Origin of the sequence: Actinomadura sp. 1N219 (genome assembly GCF_044326405.1) — a bacterium.
Taxonomy (GTDB): Bacteria; Actinomycetota; Actinomycetes; order Streptosporangiales; family Streptosporangiaceae; genus Spirillospora.
The window spans coordinates 121,493-141,932 of the sequence record NZ_JBIRAY010000016.1; the positions used below are offsets into that span (position 1 = coordinate 121,493).

General features: G+C 70.1%; 17 protein-coding genes. 10 read left to right on the plus strand and 7 right to left on the minus strand.

The window, feature by feature from the left end:
- Positions 1-6: 6 nt before the first annotated feature.
- Complete coding sequence (locus ACH35V_RS36085) at positions 7-1,623, minus strand: AMP-binding protein (protein ID WP_395979357.1); 1,617 nt, start codon at positions 1,621-1,623, stop codon at positions 7-9.
- Positions 1,624-1,767: 144 nt separating this feature from the next.
- On the opposite strand from ACH35V_RS36085, the gene ACH35V_RS36090 reads away from it, so the two are divergent.
- Positions 1,768-2,424 carry a hypothetical protein gene (locus ACH35V_RS36090; RefSeq protein WP_395979358.1) on the plus strand — a complete coding sequence of 219 codons (657 nt, stop codon included), beginning with the start codon at positions 1,768-1,770 and terminating at the stop codon, positions 2,422-2,424.
- The gene (locus ACH35V_RS36095) at positions 2,421-3,251 is read left to right on the plus strand and encodes a maleylpyruvate isomerase family mycothiol-dependent enzyme (protein WP_395979359.1); all 831 of its coding nucleotides are present in this window, start codon (positions 2,421-2,423) and stop codon (positions 3,249-3,251) included. The genes ACH35V_RS36090 and ACH35V_RS36095 overlap by 4 nt, the downstream gene beginning before the upstream one ends.
- A gap of 8 nt (positions 3,252-3,259) precedes the next feature.
- On the opposite strand, the gene ACH35V_RS36100 is transcribed toward ACH35V_RS36095, so the two are convergent.
- Genes ACH35V_RS36100 through ACH35V_RS36115 form a run of 4 tightly spaced genes read right to left on the minus strand, consistent with a single transcriptional unit; the run spans position 3,260 to position 8,725 of the window.
- Positions 3,260-4,336, minus strand: a complete 1,077-nt coding sequence (locus tag ACH35V_RS36100; protein ID WP_395979360.1) for an alanine racemase — start codon at positions 4,334-4,336, stop codon at positions 3,260-3,262.
- The gene (locus ACH35V_RS36105; protein ID WP_395979361.1) at positions 4,333-6,006 is read right to left on the minus strand and encodes an IucA/IucC family protein; all 1,674 of its coding nucleotides are present in this window, start codon (positions 6,004-6,006) and stop codon (positions 4,333-4,335) included. The genes ACH35V_RS36100 and ACH35V_RS36105 overlap by 4 nt, the downstream gene beginning before the upstream one ends.
- Positions 5,997-7,574, minus strand: a complete 1,578-nt coding sequence (locus ACH35V_RS36110) for an IucA/IucC family protein (RefSeq protein WP_395979362.1) — start codon at positions 7,572-7,574, stop codon at positions 5,997-5,999. Before ACH35V_RS36110 ends, ACH35V_RS36105 begins: the two co-directional genes overlap by 10 nt.
- Entirely contained in the window at positions 7,571-8,725 is a 1,155-nt protein-coding gene (locus tag ACH35V_RS36115) for a siderophore biosynthesis protein (RefSeq protein ID WP_395979363.1), read from the minus strand. The genes ACH35V_RS36110 and ACH35V_RS36115 overlap by 4 nt, the downstream gene beginning before the upstream one ends.
- 157 nt (positions 8,726-8,882) lie before the next feature.
- Here ACH35V_RS36115 and ACH35V_RS36120 point away from each other — a divergent pair, with 157 nt between their 5' ends.
- From ACH35V_RS36120 to nudC, 3 genes are all read left to right on the plus strand, one after another.
- Positions 8,883-9,494, plus strand: a complete 612-nt coding sequence (locus ACH35V_RS36120; RefSeq protein WP_395979364.1) for a metal-dependent phosphohydrolase — start codon at positions 8,883-8,885, stop codon at positions 9,492-9,494.
- 136 nt (positions 9,495-9,630) lie between these two features.
- Entirely contained in the window at positions 9,631-11,022 is a 1,392-nt protein-coding gene (locus tag ACH35V_RS36125) for a dipeptidase (RefSeq protein ID WP_395979365.1), read from the plus strand.
- Between the two features lie 112 nt (positions 11,023-11,134).
- The gene (nudC, locus tag ACH35V_RS36130; RefSeq protein ID WP_395979366.1) at positions 11,135-12,049 is read left to right on the plus strand and encodes an NAD(+) diphosphatase; all 915 of its coding nucleotides are present in this window, start codon (positions 11,135-11,137) and stop codon (positions 12,047-12,049) included.
- Positions 12,050-12,091: 42 nt separating this feature from the next.
- On the opposite strand, the gene ACH35V_RS36135 is transcribed toward nudC, so the two are convergent.
- A complete protein-coding gene (locus ACH35V_RS36135; protein ID WP_395979367.1) occupies positions 12,092-12,373 on the minus strand; it encodes a mycoredoxin in 282 nt (93 codons plus the stop codon).
- A gap of 147 nt (positions 12,374-12,520) precedes the next feature.
- Between ACH35V_RS36135 and ACH35V_RS36140 the strand changes: the two genes are divergently transcribed.
- The 5 genes from ACH35V_RS36140 to ACH35V_RS36160 all read left to right on the plus strand — a co-directional run bounded on the left by ACH35V_RS36140 (position 12,521) and on the right by ACH35V_RS36160 (position 18,702).
- Positions 12,521-14,587: an ATP-dependent DNA helicase UvrD2 gene (locus ACH35V_RS36140; RefSeq protein WP_395979368.1), complete on the plus strand. Its 2,067-nt coding sequence runs from the start codon at positions 12,521-12,523 to the stop codon at positions 14,585-14,587.
- Positions 14,588-14,648: 61 nt separating this feature from the next.
- Positions 14,649-15,512: an acyl-CoA thioesterase II gene (tesB, locus tag ACH35V_RS36145; RefSeq protein ID WP_395979369.1), complete on the plus strand. Its 864-nt coding sequence runs from the start codon at positions 14,649-14,651 to the stop codon at positions 15,510-15,512.
- Between the two features lie 234 nt (positions 15,513-15,746).
- Positions 15,747-17,567, plus strand: coding sequence for an alpha/beta hydrolase (locus ACH35V_RS36150; RefSeq protein ID WP_395979370.1), 1,821 nt, complete (start codon positions 15,747-15,749; stop codon positions 17,565-17,567).
- 416 nt (positions 17,568-17,983) lie between these two features.
- The gene (locus tag ACH35V_RS36155) at positions 17,984-18,301 is read left to right on the plus strand and encodes a hypothetical protein (protein ID WP_395979371.1); all 318 of its coding nucleotides are present in this window, start codon (positions 17,984-17,986) and stop codon (positions 18,299-18,301) included.
- 122 nt (positions 18,302-18,423) lie between these two features.
- Positions 18,424-18,702 carry a WhiB family transcriptional regulator gene (locus ACH35V_RS36160; protein WP_395979372.1) on the plus strand — a complete coding sequence of 93 codons (279 nt, stop codon included), beginning with the start codon at positions 18,424-18,426 and terminating at the stop codon, positions 18,700-18,702.
- 280 nt (positions 18,703-18,982) lie between these two features.
- On the opposite strand, the gene ACH35V_RS36165 is transcribed toward ACH35V_RS36160, so the two are convergent.
- Positions 18,983-20,314 carry an ABC1 kinase family protein gene (locus tag ACH35V_RS36165; RefSeq protein ID WP_395979373.1) on the minus strand — a complete coding sequence of 444 codons (1,332 nt, stop codon included), beginning with the start codon at positions 20,312-20,314 and terminating at the stop codon, positions 18,983-18,985.
- Positions 20,315-20,440: the final 126 nt, after the last annotated feature.

Consider the following 20,440-nt stretch of genomic DNA (forward strand, 5'->3'; position numbering starts at 1 on the left):
TGCTAGCTAGTCGTTGTTCAGGGCGTTCGCTTTCACCTTGCCGGTGCTGGTGCGCGGCAGTTCCTCGACGAACCTGACGTCTCGCGGGACCTTGTAGCGGGCCAGGTGCTCCCTCACGTACGCCCTGACGTCGTCCTCGGTGATCTGCGCTCCGGGGTTCCGGACGATGTGCGCGGCGAGCCGCTGGCCGAACCTCTCGTCGTCCACGCCGGTCACCGTCACCTCGGCGACGTCCGGATGGCCGCCGAGCAGGCTCTCGACCTCGCCGGGGAACACGTTCTCGCCGCCCGAGATGATCATGTCGTCGGCGCGTCCGTCGATGAACAGGCGTCCCGCCTCATCGAAATGCCCGAGGTCGCCGGTGCTCGTCAGGCCGTCCTGTACCCGTTTGCCGCCGCCGCCCGTGTATCCCGCGAACCGCAGGCCGCCTCCGCCTCCGGTGTAGATCTCGCCGATTTCCCCGGCGGGCAATTCGCGCCCGCTCTCGTCCAGAATCTTGATGGTGAGGCGGAAGGACGGTTTCCCCACCGTGCCGGGTGCGTTTCTCAGGTCGTCGGGAGTCGCGATCGTGGCCCAGCCCGTCTCCGTCGCCCCGTACACATTGATGAGGATGTCGCCGAACCTGCCCATGAACGCGTCCGACAAATGCGGGTGCAGCGCCGAACCGCCGCACACGACGACGCGGAGAGACGGCGTTCCCGGCGTCTCCTCCAGATCGAGGACGCGCTGGAGCATCACCGGCACCGCCACCAGCGCCTCCGCCTCGCAGGCGGCGATCGTTTCCAGCGTCTTCCGCGCGTCGAAACGGCGGGACAGGACGAGCGGCATCCCCATGCCGAGCCCGACCGTCGCATAGGCGAAACCCAGGATGTGGAAAAGCGGCGGCGCGATCACGATGGGCGCGCCCGACCGGACCGGAACGCGCATGAGATGGCTGAGCGCCGCAGGCAGCAACGACGAAATCGACAGATCGTGCCTTGCGCCTTTCGGCGTTCCGGTGGTTCCGGAGGTCATGACGATTATGCGGCTGGTCTGCTCTGGAGCGATCGGCTCTGCCGGCGTGCTGGCCATTAGCGCATCGATCGTGTTGGACGGCTCGTGTGGGTCGCCGTCCGTCCAGGCTATGAGGCGTTGTCCGTTGAATCCGGAGTTGTCGACTGTCGGGCCGAACTCCTCATCGTGGACGAGCAGGCCAATTCCTTCGCGTTCGGCGACGTCACCCAGCTGCGTGGCGGAGAAGTCCGCGTTGAGCAGCACAACGTCATTGCCCAGGCGGGACGCGGCGAGAACCGTCTCGATGAATCCTCGGTGATTGCGGCACAGGACGCCGACCCGGTCACCGCCCGCGCGGTCGCGGAGCGCGGTTGCAAGCGACGCCGCTCGCTGGTCGAGTTCCCGGTACGACAGCGTTCCGCGTTCGTCGATCAGCGCCGTCCGGCCGGGGAAGCGCAGCGCCGCCATCGCGCCGATCGTCGCGGGAACGGGCCCGAAGCGCATGTACGGGAGCAGCAGGCGCGCTGCTCTGTCCGGTCGCATGGGGTGCAGGGCACCGACGTCGCGGACGGCGCGGGTCGCCCGCAGTCCAAGGGTCGCGAAGCTACGCATCCGGTCGAGCAGCAGCACGGCGTCCGTCTCTCCTCCGAAGACCCGTCGCCCGCGCGGACGAGTCCCGGCACACGACATACCCGGCTTTCCGTGAGATATGGGGTGTGCTTCCCCCGAATTAATGGTTCCCGGGAGCGCGGACCGGCTGGGTAGTGTCGGATCATGCCGCGTCCATCCGATTCCGTCGATGCCGTCGATTCCGTCACCGCGGACGATCTCGACCTGGCCGTCCAACTCGCCGTCGCCGCCCTTCGAAAGGCGCCGCCGGAGGCATGGGACGCCAAGGCCGGGTCCCTCGAATGGGACTGCTGGGAGACCGTGGAGCATCTGAGCGACGACCTCTTCGCGTACGCGGCGCAGCTGGGGCCGAAGGCGCCGCCGATGGACGGCGAGGTGCCGTTCGTGTGGGAGGCCCGGCGGCCCGGTGGGCCCGCGAACGCCGTCCACGCGAACCGTGAGGCCGGGCCCGGCGGGCTTCTGCAGGTGCTGGAGGCGTGCGGTGGGCTGCTCGTGGCCATGGTGCGCGTCACGCCGCCGGACGTCCGCGCGCATCACGGGTTCGGGGCGTCGGACGCGGAGGGTTTCGCCGCGATGGGCGTGGTGGAGACCCTCGTCCACACCCATGACCTGGCGGAGGGCCTCGGCCTGGCGTGGGAGCCGCCCGCCGGGCTGTGCGCGCGCGTGCTCGGACGGCTGTTCCCGGACGCCCCGCGCGACACCGACCCGTGGCCGGCCCTGCTCTGGGCCACTGGCCGCGCCGACCTCCCCGGCCGTCCGCGCCTCACGTCCTGGCGCTGGCACGGGGCGCCGCGCGGATGAGCGCCTGGCTCGGCCCGCCGATCGACGTACGCGCGCTGTTCGCGGGTCAGCAGGCCGCCTTCATCGACCTGCTGCGCGATTTCACGGCCGATGAATGGACGCGGCCGACCGTTTGCCCGGGATGGGACGTCAAGGACGTCGCCACCCATGTGCTCGGCGACCACGTGGGCCGTTTGTCAATGTTGCGGGATCGGTTCGTGACGCTCCAACCCCGGGAGGACGAACCGTTTCCCGAGTTCATCGACCGCATCAACGACGAATGGGTGACGGACGCGCGGCGTCTCAGCCCGATTCTCCTGGTGGACCTGCTCTCGTCCGTCGGTGACCAGGTCGTGGAGTTCTGGCAGACCGTCGATATGGACGCCGTCGGCGGTTCGGTCAGTTGGGCCGGTCCGGATTCGCATCCCGTGTGGCTGGACGCCGCCCGCGACTTCAGCGAGTACTGGACGCACCACCAGCAGATCTGCGACGCCACCGGACGGCCAGGGCTCACGGAACCGCGCTATCTCGAACCCGTCCTCGATACCTTCATGCGGGCATTGCCGCACACCATGCGGGACATTCCAGCGCCGGAGGGAACGGTCGTTCAGATGGTCATTACCGGGTTCGGAGGCTGGGCCTGCGTCCGCGGCGGCGAGCGGTGGGAACTGCGGCGAGAAACCGGCGGCACGCCTGATGCGCTGATCGAAATCGACTCTGACAAGGCTTGGCGGTTGTGCACGCGTGGCATCACGCCTGCTCGCGCCATCGAGCGCTCTCGAATTGAAGGTGATCGGGCGCTCGGAGAGGCGGCCCTGCAGATCGTGTCGATCATTCACCCCGGCTGACGCCCGGATCAGCGGATGTAGTGGAACGCCGGTTTCGGGTGCATGAGGAAGTCGTGGTGGGAGATGTTCCAGGCATAGGCGCCGGCCATGGTGAACGCGATGATGTCACCGGGGATCAGGGACGGGACGAGGACGTTGCGCGCGAAGACGTCCTTCGGTGTGCACAGTTGTCCGACCAGGGTGGCCGGGACTTTCTGGCCGCGTGCGGTGAGGGCCAGAAAGGGCTGGTCGTGCCCCTTTGTGACCGGAGTCCGCAGGTGGTGGGTGCCGCCGCGCAGGATGACGTAGGTCTCGCCGCGGGTCGTCTTCACGTCCAGGACGTCGGTGACGTACCAGCCGTGATAGGCGGTTATCGCTCGGCCGGGTTCGACGCGGACCTTGGCGGGGATGAGGCTCAGGCCCGTCCCGTAGGCCTGCCAGTTGAAGCGCGAATCGGGGGACGTGTAATCGACCGCCATGCCGCCGCCAACGTTCAGTTCCGGATTGGTCACTCCGAGGGATTTCAGCCAGGGGAGCGCCCATTCGGATATCTGGTCGGCGATGTCGAGCAGGGCTGGAGCGTCCAGGCCCGACGCCAGGTGGGCGTGGATGCCGCGGAGGGTGAGCTGAGGGTTGTCCGCCAGTAGATAGGCGCATTCGTTGAGGGTGTCCTCGTCCATGCCGAACGGGCCGTTCATGGTCAGGGCGGCGTCCGGTGTGTTCAGCGGGAGGTTCGCGCGGAGGAGGATGTTCGCGAAGCCCTCGGCCGCGAGGCGGATCAGCTCGCTCGGGCTTTCCACGTGGATGCGGTCGGCGTGGAGCGCGAGGGACAACTCTTGCGGAGTTTTCCCGGGCCCGCCGAAGGCAATGCGAGTTTTGGGCAGTGTCTCCCGGACGTGGGTGAGCTCGCCGCCGGACGAGACCTCGACGCCGTCCACATGGGGCGCGATGGTCCGCAGGATCTCGGCGTCGGGATTGGCCTTGGCGGCGTAGAAGAGTTCCGTCGGGCCAAGGGCGGCGCGAATGGACTTGATATGGGATTCCAGGCCGGCGAGGTCGTAGATGTAGGCCGGGTAGCTGTCGAGGTTGAGGGCGTGTTCCTTCATAGCGGTCGGGGCGCGGCGAGCGAGTTGGGGACGGTGGCGAGCGGGTTGGGGACGGTGACATAGGTCGCGCCGCGGTCGGCCGACCGGGACCAGCGAGTCCGGAGGTTCGCCTTGGCGGGCAGCGGCACTCCGGCCAGCAGGGCCCTCATCTGGGGATGGCGGTCATGGACGGTGAAATGGCTTCTCGCTGTTCGCCAGAGCGTTTTCTCAAGGAGCGGGTGGAGGTCGGCTATCGCGGCCGCGATCTCGGTCAGATGGTTGACGAAGAGGCAGTAGACGACGCGGTTCCAGCCCCGGTCGGGGGCATAGGTGAGGCTTTCGGCGACCCGGGACGGAAGGTGCGTCAGGTCCCAGCGGCCCGCGGTGAGCTTCGTGCCTTCCAGGTCGCGGAACGCGGTGTGGATGGGCATGCCCTCGCCGTCCACGCAGATGAGGACATTCTGAAGATGGGGTTCCAAGACGATGCCGTGGTCGAGGTAGGCGCTCAGGACCGGCGGCGCTACGTGGGCTACGTAGGCGTCCCACCAGGCTTCGGCGCCGTCCGGGGTCGCTAGGGCGGGCAGGTCTGCGAGGAACGTGTTGTAGGGGTCGGCTAGGGCGCCCGCAAGGAGCGGTGTGCCGGGAAGGGTCTTTACGCCCTCGCGAAGGATCACCCCGAGGCCCTCGTACAGACGGCGGTCGGCGAGTGTGACGCTGCGGTACGCGGGCTCTGCGAGGAGCGTGGAGTTCAGCTTTCTGAAGATGGGCGGCAGCAGGTCGTTCAGGGCTACCGCGCTGGCCAGCTCGTACCAGGCGTTCTTGCGGACGCAGTTGGTGATGCGCACGTCCAGGCTGAACTTGCAGAACACGTCGGCGTCCGGCAGGTACGCCGTGCGTACGGACGACGTCGGCACCGCCTCCGCATCAGACGGACCGAGGTTGACCAACAAACCCCGCGCCAGAGCCTCCTGCAGAACGGGATTGTCCGCCAGCAGAGAGAACTGCCACGGATGGACGGGAATCAGTTTCCGGCCCTGCGGAATGCGGGGCCCGTAGGTCTCCAGACATGCGAACGCCTCTGGAGTTCCCTCTTCGGCGACGAGATGTTCCGGGACGGCCAGCCACAGCGGACGAAAACGAGCCCTGGCCTCGGGCGCGTACTGCAGCCAGTCAGTCGGCGAACCCTGGCGGGACTTCGGCGACGGGTGGAAACGGTGACCCGCCACCAGAGATTGTTCAGAGTCGATGTAGGGGCCGATGTAAGGGTCGATGTAGGGATCGTATTCAGATTCGCCTCGCGCGGCGATGATCGCCTCCAGCGCCGTATGGCTGCCGTCCACCTGGACGAGGAATTCGGGGTTCGGACGGCCGGTCGCCAGTTCCAGCTCACCCGCCACCAGATTCGCCAGCCTGTTCCAGGAGAGCTGGATCCAGTCGTCCCCGCGCTGCTCTTCGTACGGCGGCGCCAGCCGGTAGGTCGCGCCCACCGGTGGACGGGCCAGGCCCGTGCGCAGCACGACCCCCGCGCGGGGCAGGCGTGCGACGAGCTGGGCGCCGTCCTGCCAGACCTGCTCCTCGGGCGCGCACACCTCCCGGATCAGGCAGTTGAGCAGCGCGGTGGAGGTCGCCTCTCCGGCGAACTCGGCCGAGTCGGCGGTGACGGCGGCGGGTGCGGTTCCGATTACGGGCAAGTCGCGTCCAGTAGGTAGTTGGGGCCTGGCGGGCCGTAGTGCTTGTTGATGTCGGCCGCGCCTGTCCTGGCCTTGTCGACGAGGGTTCCGGCGGTGACCATGGCCTTGCCCGGCAGGGCGTCGGCGTCCAGCGTGCGGGAGCGCAGGAAGGCGTCGCCAGGGCCGAGCGCGTCGTCCAGCCGTTCGCGGATCAGCGCGAGACCGGTTCGCCAGGGGAGCAGCCCGCGCTCGGCCAGGCCGAACGCGGGCGCTGCGGCGCACAGGTGCAGCGTGATGGTGACGAAGACGCGCGCGAGCGCCTCGTCGTCGCTGGTCGTCATACGGCGGTCGATGAGGTCGCGCGGGTCCGCGCCGGGGGACGGAGCGAGCCGCTCGCGGAGCCTGGACGTGTTGATGAGCGCCCCGTCGTTGTCCTTGACCAGAAGCCGCGGCGGGGCATCACCCAGCACCAGTGCAACGTTCTGCTGGTGCGCCTCTAGCGCGATGCCGTACCGGAACAGCGTGACGTTCCAGGAGAACAGCGCCGACAGGTAGGCGTCGAAGAGAGACTCGACGTCCCACCGTTCGACTACGTAGCCGCCGTCGGGAGCCTCCGCCAGCAGCGCCGCTATAGGGACGACGTGCGCACGTGCCGTTTCGGGCGGGAAACGCCGCACGAGATAGCCGAGCAGAGGATCCTGCGCATGGCCGTACGTCTGCTCGTCGGCGAGAAGGACGGGCAGCGCCGGTTCCCGCTGTAGGACGTCGCGCAGAAGGCGTTCGACGAGCGCGCCGTCCAGGAGCGTGCCGGGCACGATCGTGCGGCGGTTGCGGAGGCCCAGCGTGGCGGTCGGCACCGGCATCTTCAGGTGGTCGAGCGGCGCGGCGGCGACGGTCCGCATCGAGAGGGTGGGCGCGACCTGAAGGTAGGGGTCGGGCGCGAGAGTAGCTCCGGGATGTTCGCGCACCTGCCGCACCGCCAGCGGGTGGACGGGGAACAGCACGCCGCACCCCGGGGCCAGGCCGACGTCGGATGGGTCCGGCCACCAGCCGGGCGGCGACCCCGCGAGCTCCGGATTCCGCACCGCAGCCCAGCGCAGCGGGAACGACGGCGCGAACTCGGGCGCGTAGCGGCTCAGATCGGCCATAGACAGCCCGGCGCGGGTCCTCCCGGTCGGATGTACCGGATGGTCGTTGTAGGCGGCGAGCGTCTCGTAGAACGTCCCGGGGCCCGTGCGCAGCTCGTCCGGAAGGCGGGCCAGCCGCCGGTGCACCGCCGGCCGCGCGTCGAGGTGGAGCTTGGTCGTCGCCAGCGCGTCCAGGCATTCCCGCTCGAATGCGGCGGTGTCGTCCCGCGGGTCCGCCACGGTGCGGACGGCGGTGAAAACGTCGCTCAGCCTGAGTTTCTGTGCAGGGTCCACGACGAATTCAGACAGGAAGGCAGGACACGCTTGCAGAAGGCGCACGGAACGGTGGGGAAGCCGCAGCACCCTTTGATCGATGAAGCGGCGCAGGCCCGCATAGTTCTCGCGCAGGAGCGCGTCCAGAATCCGGGCGGCCAGTGAGCCCTCGATGTCATGGCCGGTCACGTGATCGTCCAGTCGTGGGCGGCGCGGAAGCGGGCCAAGGCGGCGTTCACCTCGTCCGGCCCGGGGCCGATGGCGCGGACGGTGCCGAGGTAGTCGCGGTTCGTGCGGGTGACGGCGACGGCATCTCCCACCGCGCGCTGAGGGCGATACGAGAGCCGCACTGGGCCGTCGTCCATCTGCAGTAAACCGGGGGCGGCCGTCAGTGTGCCGGAGCGATCGGCGATCACCGGCTCAGCGATGGCGTGCCGCTGACTGGGGCCGTCCCGGCCGTCCCAGCTACCGAGGGATTCACCTAGATGGACGGCCAGGGTCTGCTCGAACAGCGGCACGCCCAAGAGGTCGGCTAAGAGGAAGTCACAGTGGTCGCCGATCAGCCTGTAGTTGACTTCGATGATGTGCGCGCGTCCCTCGTGGACGACGAACTCCGTGTGGCAGGCCCCGAATCCGATGCCGAGCGCGTCGAGCTGCTCAAGGACCTGCGCGGTTTCCGGCGGCGGAGCAGCCCACTCCAGGCGCTCTTCCACGAAAAAGGGAGGCAGAGAGAGCGTCGTCCGGAACGAGCCGAGGACGCGCAGTTCCCGCCCATCACCGAGCGTTTCGAGCGTGTGGAGACGTCCGGGAAGGTATTCCTCCGCCACCAGCGGGTCGTCCCGGCGCGCAGTGATTTCGTCCACGCGCGTGGCCAGTTCCAAAGCGTCCCGTACGAGGAACACGTCCTCGCTGGCGACGCCCTCGCGCGGCTTCAGGACGAGCGGAAACGGCGCGTCCTCCGGCACATGACGGGCGTCCGCCGAGAAGACCGGGTCTATGGACGCCAGATGGCGGCGCATCAGCGACTTGTTCTTCGCACGGGTCGCCGCACGCCAGTCCTTGGCCGGAAGCACGTAATAGGCAGCGGCCAGTGCAGTAGGCACCTGTAGGAAGTCGCTGTTGGAAAAGATGGCCGCGGGCACGCCGTCGACCGCCGCGACGACCTCCCGGAAATCGAAGACGTCGCATTGGACGATCGGTCCGTCGTGCGTCCCGGCATGGGCGGCAGGACGGTCGGTGAGCAGCGTCACGTCCAGGCCCAGACGCGCGGCGGCGGGCAGGAAACCGTGCGTCACCGAGTCGGTCGTCTTCCCGGCGGCCAGGTAGAGAGAGGCGGCCACGGATCGGCCTTTCCAGTGCGTGAGTCCAGTGCGTGAGCCACAACGGTCAGTGAGGTAAGGCTTGCCTAACTCGCGGTAACCATACTGGCGGGGCCGGTCCGCATGGGCAAGGACGACGACATCGCGTGTCCTGACCCCGATCGGCCAGGATGGGGATATGGACCTCGTCGACCGGTGGGTCGCGCTCGCCGGGCCGCACACCCGGCACATCGGGACGGAGCTGAACGACCGCTACGGCGAGCCGCACCGCCGCTACCACACGCGCGAGCACCTCACCGCCGTCCTCGACCTTGTGGACGAACTCGCCGGCCACGCCGACGCCCCCGGCACCGTCCGCCTCGCGGCCTGGTTCCACGACGCCGTCTACGACCCCGAGCGCGCCGACAACGAGGAGCGCAGCGCCCGCCTCGCCGCCCGCATGCTCGCCGACACCGACCTCCCGGCGGCGGACGTCGAGCAGGTCGTCCGCCTGGTCGAGCTGACCGCCACGCACGCGCCCGCCGACGACGACCGCGACGGCCAGGTCCTGTGCGACGCCGACCTCGCGATCCTCGGCTCGGACCCCGCCCGATACGCCGCCTATGCGGCCGCCGTCCGCGAGGAGTACGCGTTCGTCCCCGAGGAGTTCTTCCGCGCCGGACGCGCCGAAGTGCTCAACGGTCTACTCGCCCTCCCGAAACTTTTCCGCACGCCCACAGCCCACGAACGCTACGAACAACACGCACGCAAGAACATCCTCACAGAACTGACGCTCCTGAATCGTCAATGATGATCAAGGCGTGGCCGCGACCTAGGCAACGGGATCCTTTACTGTGAGTTTCTCGTCCCCTGGAAGCCCGTGCACGCGGCGCTCGAAAACCCCGGCCGGACGAGACTTTGCCTGACAGCACGACATGCGAAGGGGCATGCAGGTGAACGACGTAGTCGCGTACATCCAAGCCGGCAGGGACCGGTTCGTCGCCGACCTCAAGGAGTGGCTGGCGATCCCGTCCATCTCCGCGGACCCGGCGCACGCCGGGGACGTCCGGAGGTCGGCCGGATGGCTCGCCGAATACCTGCGCGGCCAGGGCTTCCCGACCGTCGAGATATGGGAGACCCCGGGCCTGCCCGCCGTGTACGCCGAATGGCCCGCCGAAGACCCGGACGCCCCCGCGGTCGTCGTCTACGGGCACCACGACGTCCAGCCCGTCGAACCGCTGGACGAGTGGGACACCGCCCCCTTCGAGCCCGTGGAGGACGGCGACCGGCTCATCGGGCGCGGCACGTCCGACGACAAGGGGCAGATCTTCTTCCACATGCTCGCGCTCCGCGCCGGGCTCGCCGCGTCCGGCCGGAAGGCCCCGCCCGTGACGATCAAGCTGCTCGTCGAGGGCGAGGAGGAATCGGGCTCGGTGCATTTCGCGGAACTCCTCCGCGCCCATCGGGAGCGGCTCGACTGCGACGCCATCGTCATCAGCGACACGACCATGTGGGACGCCGACGTCCCGTCCATGTGCACCGGCATGCGCGGTCTCACCGACGTCGAGTTCACGCTGCGCGGCCCGTCCCACGACCTGCATTCGGGCTCGTTCGGCGGAGCAGTGCCGAATCCGCTCCACGCTATGGCGGAACTGCTCGCCGGCCTGCACGACGCAGACGGACGCGTCACGCTCCCCGGCTTCTACGACGACGTCGTCCCGCTGACGGACGAAGAACGCGAACTGTTCGCGCGCCTCCCGTTCGACGAGGACGAATGGCTGCGCGCCGCAGGCGAAAGCCGCGTCGCGTACGGAGAGAAGGGCTACACCACACTCGAACGGATCTGGGCTCGTCCCACCGCTGAAATCAATGGCATGTGGGGCGGGCACACCGGCGCCGGCGGAAAGACCATCGTGCCCAGCGAGGCGCACGCCAAAGTCACGTTCCGGCTCGCCGCCGGCCAGGAACCCCGCAAAGTCCAGATGGCGTTCGAGGCGTGGGTCGCCGAGCGGACCCCGCCCGGCATCGAAGCCGAGGTGCGCCTCGGCGGCGGCGGCGTCCGGCCGTGCTTCTCGCCGATCGACTCCGCCGGCGTCAAGGCCGCGCGCCGCGCCATGGAGCGGGCGTTCGGCACCCAGATCCTGTTCACCCGCGAGGGCGGCAGCGGCCCCGAGGCCGACCTCGCCGACATCCTGGAAGCGCCGCTGGTCTTCGTCGCGGTCGGCCTGAACGGCGACCGCATCCACGCGCCGAACGAGAAGGTCGAGATCCCGCTGCTCCTCAAGGGCGCCGAAGCCGCCGTGTACATGTGGGAAGAATTCGCGACCGCGCTGCGCTGAAAGCCGCACCGGACCGGGTCGCCGGAAACCGGGCCGGGTTGCCGGAAAAGGGCGGGGTGGACGATGCTCCCCTGGAACGGCGTGTGACGACGAGTGATCGGGGGCTTGGCGGATGGTGGACGACGGTCCCCTGGAATGGCTGGCGCTCGCGCGCGGAACCCTCGACCGCGTCGCGCTGAACCGCCGCGACGACGCGTGGCTGGACGCCGCGTGGGCCGACCAGGGGAGCCGCGTCGTCGTCGTCCAGGACGGCCGGTCGCTCGTGACGTACGAGCCGAGCCCCGCGCTCGTCCTCGTCCCGCCCGAGCAGGCGCCGGACGGCGACCGCTGGCTCCTCGGCGAGGACGAGTCGGGCACGGTGTACTTCGGGGCGTCCGGCCCGCTGCCCGCCATCGAGGGGGCGGAACCGGCCGGGCTGCGCCGCGTCGGCGCGCTCCTCGGCGACCGCGACTCCGGCCTGATCACGCACGTCGTGGCGCTGGAGCACTGGCACAGGACGCACCGCCACTGCCCGCGCTGCGGCGCCGTGACGCGGACGGCGTCCGCCGGGCACATGCGCGTCTGCCCCGAGGACGGCTCGCAGCACTTCCCCCGCGTCGACCCGGCCGTGATCATGCTGGTGACCGACGACGCCGACCGGATCCTGCTCGCCCGCGGCCCGCAGTGGCCCGCGGACCGCCGCTCGATCCTCGCCGGCTTCGTCGAGCCGGGCGAGTCCCTGGAGCAGGCCGTCGCGCGGGAGGTGCGGGAGGAGGTCGGGCTGCCCGTCCGGGACGTCCGCTACCTGGGCAGCCAGCCCTGGCCCCTGCCGCAGAGCCTGATGCTCGGCTTCACCGCCAGGACGGACGGCGACGTCCCGTTGCGTCCCGACCCGGAGGAGATCCTCGACGCCGCCTGGTACACCCGAGACGAACTCCGCACCTCCATCGAAAACGGTGACCTGGTAGCCCCAGGCCCCCTGTCGATAGCCGCCCAACTCATCATGCGCTGGTACGGCACCGACCTCCCGAACATGCCGCCCTTCTGACCGCACGGCGAACGCGTCTGACCGCGCGGCGGGCGCGGCGGGTCAGGTGAGCGACGCGAGCTTCGCCTTGACCGCCTTCGCGCTCGGGTTGGTGGCGGCCGTGCCGTCGGGGTAGACGATCGTCGGGACGGTTTGATTGCCGCCGTTGACGCTCATGACGAAGTCGGCGGCGGCGGGGTCGCGCTCGATGTCGATCTCCAGCATCTCGATGCCGTCGCGGGCGAGCTGGCGCTTGAGCCGCCGGCAGAAACCGCACCAGGACGTCGTGTACATGGTGAGCTGGCCGGTCGGGTCTTTGGCCCGGTCGGTCGTCGGCGTCGCCATCGCTGCGTCGTCTCCCTCTGTCGCTCGTCCGATCCGCTTATCGCAGAACAGTAGGCAGGCGTTGCGCATTCCGCTCATCCACGGACCTGCTTATCCACAGGCGGCGGTAGTGGCGATACGGGTGGGGCGGGCTGCGAGTATGGGGGGATGTCGACTGAGTCGGTGCTGGAGGGACTCGACCCCGAACAGCGGGCGGTCGCCGAGGCGGTGCAGGGGCCGGTGTGCGTGCTCGCGGGCGCCGGGACGGGCAAGACCAGGGCCATCACGCACCGGATCGCGTACGCCACGCTGACCGGCGTCGTGTCCCCGCAGCGGGTGCTCGCCGTGACGTTCACAACGCGGGCGGCGGGGGAGCTGCGGAGCCGGCTGCGGCTGCTCGGCGCGCCCGGCGTCCAGGCGCGGACGTTCCACGCGGCGGCGCTGCGCCAGCTCACCTACTTCTGGCCGCGCGTCGTCGGCGGCGAGCCGCCCAAGATCATCGACTCGAAGATCGGGCTGGTGGCGGACGCGGCGCGGGCGTGCCGGCTGTCGCTCGGGCGGACGGAGCTGCGCGACGTCGCGAGCGAGATCGAATGGGCGAAGGTCACCCAGCACCGCCCCGAGGACTACCCGGCCGCAGCCGTCAAGGCGGGCCGGCGGGCGCCCGCCGAGGTCGTGGACGTCGCCCGCGTCTACGCGATGTACGAGCAGCTCAGGCGCGAGCGCAACCTGCTCGACTTCGAGGGGATGCTGGAGCTGACCGCGGCCGTCCTCACCGAGCACCGGGAGGTCGCCAACCAGGTCCGCGAGCAGTACCGGCACTTCGTCGTGGACGAGTTCCAGGACGTCAACCCGCTGCAGAAGATGCTGCTCGACACCTGGCTCGGCGACCGCGACGACCTCTGCGTCGTCGGCGACCCGAACCAGACGATCTACTCGTTCACCGGCGCGTCCCCGTCGCACCTGCTCGACTTCACCCGCGAGCATCCGGACGCGAAGGTCGTCCGGCTCGTCCGCGACTACCGGTCGACGCCGCAGGTCGTCCGGCTGGCGAACGGGGTGATGGAGCAGGCCGGGAGCGGGCGGCACAAGCTGGAGCTGGTCGCCCAGCGCGAGCCCGGGCCCGAGCCGCTGTTCAACGAGTACGACGACGAGGTCGCCGAGGCCGACGACGCGGCGCGGCGGGCCCGCAAGCTCATCGACGAGGGCGTCCCGGCGCGGGAGATCGCGATCCTGTACCGGATCAACGCGCAGTCGGAGACGTTCGAGGCGGCGCTGGCGGCGGCGGGCGTCCCGTACGTCCTGCGCGGCGCGGAACGGTTCTTCGAGCGGCCCGAAGTGCGCGAAGCGGTGGTGCGGCTGCGCGGCGCGGCGCGGGCGGGCGCCGACGCCGAAACGGACGGGACGGGTTTGATAATGACCGTCCGGCACGTCCTGTCCGGTGCCGGGTTCTCCGACCAGCCGCCCGAGGGGGCGGGCGCGGCGCGCGCGCGCTGGGAATCGCTGGCCGCGCTGGCTCAGCTCGCCGAGGACATGGCCGCCGACAACCCGAAGGCCGCCCTCGCCGATTTCGTCGCCGAACTGGAGGAACGCGCCGCCGCGCAGCACGCGCCGCCGCTGGAGGGCGTCACGCTGGCGTCGCTGCACGCCGCCAAGGGCCTGGAGTGGGACGCGGTGTTCCTCGTAGGGCTCGTCGACGGAACGCTGCCGATCGTCTACGCCGAGACCCCCGCGCAGGTCGAGGAGGAGCGGCGGCTGCTTTACGTAGGGGTCACGCGGGCGCGCGTCCACCTGTCGCTGTCGTGGGCGCTGTCGCGGTCGCCGGGCGGGGCGCGGCACCGCCGCCCGTCCCGGTTCCTGAGCGGGCTGACGGGCAAGACCACCACGCACACCCCGGTCCGCGCCGACCGGACGAAGCGCCGCGCCGCCAAGGGCCCGCAGCCGTGCCGGGTGTGCGGGCGCCCGCTCACCGCCGCCGTCGAACGCAAGCTCGGCCGCTGCGAGGACTGCCCGTCCGAGCTGAACGAGGAGCTGCTCATCGCGCTGAAGGAATGGCGCGCCCAGGTGTCGGCGGAGCAGAAGGTCCCCGCCTACGTCGTGTTCACGGACGCGACACTCCAGGCGATCGCCGAGCACAGCCCCGAGTCGATGGAGGATCTGGCCCGGATCCCCGGCATCGGCAAGGTGAAGCTCGACCGCTACGGCGACGCCGTCCTGACCCTGTGCGGCTGCTGAGCCGCCGGGACGCCGATGCCGTGACCCCGATCACGCGAACCGATAGGGAAGACTGGCCGCCGTGAAGGAATCGCTGAAGGCGCTGCTCGACCTGCTGGATCTCGAACAGATCGAGAACGACATCTTCCGCGGCCGCACGTCCGACGAGCGGCGGCAGCGGGTCTTCGGCGGGCAGGTCGCGGCGCAGGCGCTCGTCGCGGCCGGACGCACCGTCCCGGTGAACCGGCCCGTGCATTCGCTGCACGCCTACTTCATCCGTCCGGGCGACCCGCTCGTCCCGATCGTCTACACCGTCGACCGGGTCCGCGACGGGCGCTCCTTCACCACGCGGCGCGTCGTGGCCGTCCAGCACGGCAAGGCGATCTTCACGCTGTCGGCGTCGTTCCAGATCGTCGAGGACGGCCCCGACCACCAGGCCGCGATGCCGGACGCGCCCGCCCCCGAGACGCTCCCCGACGGCCTGACCCGCATGACGCCGCTGTTCGGCGAGGTCGCCGCGCGCGAGTTCGTCACCCGGCGGCCGTTCGACATCCGGCACGCGACGCCGCTGTCCTGGGAGGCGGCGAAGGACCCGTCGCTCGTCACCTCCGAGTCGAAGGTCTGGCTGAAGGTGGACGGCGAGCTGCCCGGCGACCCGCTGCTGCACGTGTGCCTGATGACGTACGCCTCGGACATGACGCTGCTCGACACCGTCCTGCTCAACCACGGGCTGACCTGGGGCGACAAGCAGACGATGGGCGCCAGCCTCGACCACGCGATGTGGTTCCACCGGCCGTTCCGCGCCGACGACTGGCTGCTGTACTACCAGGACACGCCGTTCGCCGGCGGCGCCCGCGGCCTGGCCCGCGGCCAGGTGTTCACCCGCTCCGGGGAGCTGGTCGTCTCCGTCATGCAGGAGGGCCTGATCCGGGTCACCGGCGACTGACCGGAACAGGACAGCGCCGCCGTCCCGGCTTCCGCGCCCGTGCCGCCGCGCGCCGCGGCCTCCGGGCCTGCCGAACCAGCGATCGCGGCGCGCGTCAATCCTCCTGGGGTTTGATCCGCGGGACCGCATGAGGGGTCTGCCGGTGGATCACGCTGCGAGAGGCGCGGCACAAGGATCAGGGGACCAATCCGCCGTGTGCGCGGAGTGGCACTGCTCCCCCCAGAAGGGAAAAGCATGCGCCTGAGAAGCAGCATTCTCGCCGTCGGCGCCGCCGCGGCGCTCGTGCCCGCCCTGGCCGTCACCGCCCTCGCCGATCCCGGCGCCCCCGCCGTCCGGGCCGCGCCCGCCGGCGACACGACGAGCCCGGCCGAGAAGAAACGCGTGGACGGCGTCCCCACGCCGAAACTCGGCTGGTACCCGTGCTACGGCACCGCCGAATGCGCGACCGTCCGGTTACCGCTGGACTACGACGACCCGAAGGGCGCGACGACCGAGGTCGCCGTCCTGCGGGTCAAGGCCCGCGACGCCAAGAAGCGGGTCGGCAGCCTGTTCGTCAACCCCGGCGGGCCCGGCGGGCAGGGCACCGGCATGGCCCTCCAGGCACCGGACTTCCTCGGCCCGGACGTCCTCGACCGCTTCGACGTCGTCGGGTTCGACCCGCGCGGCATCGGCTTCAGCGACAACGTCGCCTGCTTCAAGTCCACCAAGGAGCAGGCGCTCGCGCTGACCGGGCTGGACGTGGCCTTCCCCGTGGGCGCCAAGCAGGAGGCGGCCTACATCAAGTCCGCGACGGCCCTCGGCAAGGGCTGCTCCACCACCGGCAAGAAGCTGGCGGGCGCGATGTCCACCGCGGACGTCGCGCGCGACATGGACGTCCTGCGCCGCGCGGTCGGCGACAAGAAACTGACCTACCTGGGCTTCAGCTACGGTTCGGCGCTCGGCCAGTACTACGCCAACATGTTCCCCGACCGGATGCGCGCCGTGGCCGTGGACGGCATCATCAACCCGGTCTCCTGGACCGGCACCAAGAAGACGCAGGACCAGATCCTCGACGACCGGCTGCGATCCGCCGACGGCGCCTACAAGGCGTTGCGGGAGATCCTCGTCCGCTGCGGCAAGGCGGGCAAGGAGGCGTGCGCGTTCGCGGAGTTCGGCGACCCCGTCAAGAACTTCGGCGTCCTCGCCGAACGGCTCAAGGCGAAGCCCGCCGACATCGACGGCCTGAAGGTCACCTACGCCGACCTCGTCGCGTTCATGCTCGGCGAGCTGTACAGCCCGGGCGGCTACTTCTTCATCGACCTGATCCTCACCGACCTGTGGAAGGCGACCTCGCCCGCCTCGTCGGCGGCGCAGAAGGCTGAAGCGGCCTCGGCGCGCAAGGCACTCGCCGCGCGTATCGCGGAGCGCCGCGCCAAGGTCCAGCAGCAGCAGGACGCCGCCGAGAAGGTCCTCGCCAAGGACTTCCCCTACGACAACTGGCTCGACGCGTTCAGCAGCGTCGTCTGCACCGACGGGCTGCACCCGAAGAAGGCCGGGAACTGGCCCGCGCTGACGGCGGCGTCCGACAAGCGCGCGCCATACTTCGGACGGGCGTGGGGCTGGAGCAGCGTCCAGTGCGCCGGTGACTCCTGGACGGTCCGCGACGAGGACGCCTACACCGGCCCCTTCAACCGGCGGACGAACGCTCCCGTCCTGTTCGTCGGGAACTACTACGACCCGGCCACGAACTACAACGACGCGGTGTCGTCCAGCAAACTGCTGCCCGGCAGCCGTCTGCTGTCCAGCAACAGCTGGGGTCACACCGCCTACGGCAGTTCCACGTGCGTGACGGGCGCCGTCGACGACTACCTCGTCCGCGGCGCGCTGCCGCCCGCAGGGACGGTGTGCGTGGGCGACATCCAGCCGTTCGAGCCGGAGCCCGCACTGGCGCTCGACACGCGGGGCGCCGCGGACGCCAGCGCGATGGCGACCCGGCCGGGCGCCGCCGGGCAGGGCACCGAGCTGCCGCCGGTGGCGACGCGGGTGCCGCCGTCCATCCTGCTCGGGACCCGGTGACCTGAGCGACCGCGACGCCGGGCCGCCCCCACCCGGCGTCGCGGTCCGCTCGTCCGGCGAACGGATCCCGGCGGGCGGACGACCTCGGGCGAACGAGCCCGGGCGGCCGGGCGGACGAGGGCGGACGAACCGGGCGGGCGGCCGGATCCGGCCCGGCGGGGTACGGCGGAAGCGGCGCGGGGGCGGGTAGAATGATCAATTCGTACGGGCATCCCGAGAGTCTCCGACGCTCGCCAGGCGTCGCGGGTTCCGCGGGAAAAGGGTGAACTCACCCACAAAACCGCAGGTCAAAAATGCCTTGCTTGATTCGGCGGACGCCCCGTACGCTCGATCGCGAGCAATCAACCGGCCCGCCGGTGCGGATCTTGAATCCGCCGGTGCGGCCCCGAGAAGCCAGAAGGGTGGTGTGCAGTCCGGTGAGCAACACGTTGATGAAATCCGCGTCGTCCTGGACCGCCGCCTGCCCTGGCGTCTCGATCCCCGTCGCGCCGTCCGCCTATGCGAACGCGTCCGGCTCGCGACCGCGCGACCTACGCGACCCGCGCGGCAAGCGCGGCCTGAATCTGCGTGAACTGCGCGAACTGAGCTTTGAGCAGCGAATCCAGGACCAGGGACGCAGTGTCTTCGGCCACCTTCTCGAGGACATGACCGTCCAGGCTCCGGCCACGGCCCACGTGGGCGTCACCGTCACGGGTGACCTGTCGGGTCCGTACCCCTGGAGGCAACCGGTTTAGCACCACACCGGCAAGCCCCCAGGCCGCGGATCCAGACACCGGATCCGCGGCCTTCTTCTTTGCCCAGGACAACCCACCGACACGCCCGTTGAGATCCAACGAGAGGAACAAGGGTGACTGTGATGCAGGGGGCACTCGCAGTAAGCGAGGAGGACCTCACTCTTCCGTGCCGGACCGACCCGGAGCTGTTCTTCGCCGAGGCTCCCGCCGACGTCGAGCTCGCCAAGGCCCTGTGCCTGGAGTGCCCGCTCCTGAAGGAGTGCCTCGCCGGGGCGCTTGAGCGCAAGGAGCCCTGGGGCGTCTGGGGCGGCGAGCTGTTCGTCCGCGGCGTGATCGTCCCGCGCAAGCGGCCGCGTGGCCGCCCGCGCAAGCACCCGCGGCCCGACGAAGTGTCCGTCTGATGCCGGCTCCGCCGGCTCCCGCCGACCCCGGAGGCGCGGCCCCCGCATGGGGACCGCGCCTCCGGGCCGTCGGGCGAACCCGCCCGCGCTGGTAGCAGGCCGTCGTCCGCCCTTCTTGGATGGTTTGGCGGACGATCGCCTCCCTGCGGGCGTCTGGAGCGCGTCCAAGGTGGCCCACTCACCGGGACGCGCGAAAAGCGGGGCCCCGCGCCTCTCATCAATGCGCGGGGCTCCGCTAAGTCTTCCCGCCGGTCAGCGGCTATATATGACTGCCCGCCGGTCAGCCTGAGACGAGTTCGCCGTCCTCGTCGTCGGCGAAACCCGGGACCCACTTCAGCGACTCGGCGCGGGCCGGGATCTCGCACTCCAGCTGGCACAGCACGCCGGTGCCCGCCGACAGCACCCGGTGGATGATCACATAGTCGGGCGGCAGGTTGAGCTGCCGCACCACATTGCCCGGACGCAGGTCCGTCACCTTGGCCGCCATGTCGCGCAGCCACTCGCGGCTGAAATTGAACGTCTCGGTCACGAACGGCTCAGTGATCGGCGCGAGGAACGCCTGCAGCGAGTCGGCGTCGATCTCCACGCCCTCGCGGATGAAGTCCTCGCGGCGCAGCGCGTCCTCGACCTCGTCGATGTCGGCCATCGTGCCGATGCGCAGCAGCAGGCCGAGCCGCCGCTGGAAGCCGCCGGGGATGCGGTCGACGGCGCCGAAGTCGAGCACGCCGAGCCGGCCGTCCGCCAGCAGCCGGAAGTTGCCGGGATGCGGGTCGCCGTGCAGCATCCCGCACCGCTTAGGCCCGGAGAGCAGGAAGCGGCAGTACAGCAGGGCCGCGTGGTTCCGCGTCTCCTGATCACCCTCGCTGATGATCTTCGAGAGGAGGGTGCCGTCCATCCACTCGCTGATCAGGATGTTGCCGTTCTGCGCGATGACCTCGGGGACGTAGAAGTCGGGGTCCCCGTCGTAGGCGTCCCGGAAGATCGTCTGGGATTCGGCCTCGATCGTGTAGTCGAGCTCCTCGACCACCCGCTCCCGCAGCTCCGCGAGCATCGACTTGACGTCCAGGCCGGGCATCAGCACGCCGAACAGCCGGCCGAGGCGCGCGAGCTGGTTGAAGTCGCTGATCAGCGCCTTCCCGGCGCCCGGATACTGCACCTTGACCGCGACCGGACGGCCGTCGTGCCAGACGGCGCGGTGCACCTGGCCGATGGACGCCGCCGCGGCCGGCTGGTCGTCGAACGACTCGAAATAGTCGCGCCAGTCGTCCCCGAGGAACTCGGCGAGGACCTTGTGGACGGTCGCGACCGGCAGCGGGGGAGCGGCCTCCTGCAGCTTGGTCAGCGTGGCGCGGTACGGGCCGGCGATCTCCGGCGGCAGCGCCGCCTCGAAGATCGACAGCATCTGGCCGAGCTTCATCGCCCCGCCCTTGAGCTCGCCGAGCACCTTGAACAGCTGCTCGGCGGTCCGCGTCTGGATCTCCAGCGCGACGGTCTCGGCCGGGCGGCCGAACGTCCGCTTCCCCATCCCGAGCGCGGTGCGCCCAGCGAAGCCGATGGGGAGGGACGCCAGCTTTGCTGACCGCGTCACCGCGCGGCGGGGAAGATCGCTCACGCCGACCATTCTCGGTGATCGACTGTCGTTCACGCCACAACCACCCGCAAGTATCGCCGGAGTCAAGAACCGTGGAACGAGCTGACCTGCGGCGACGCGGTAAGTGTGCGCTTTCTCACGCCGCGG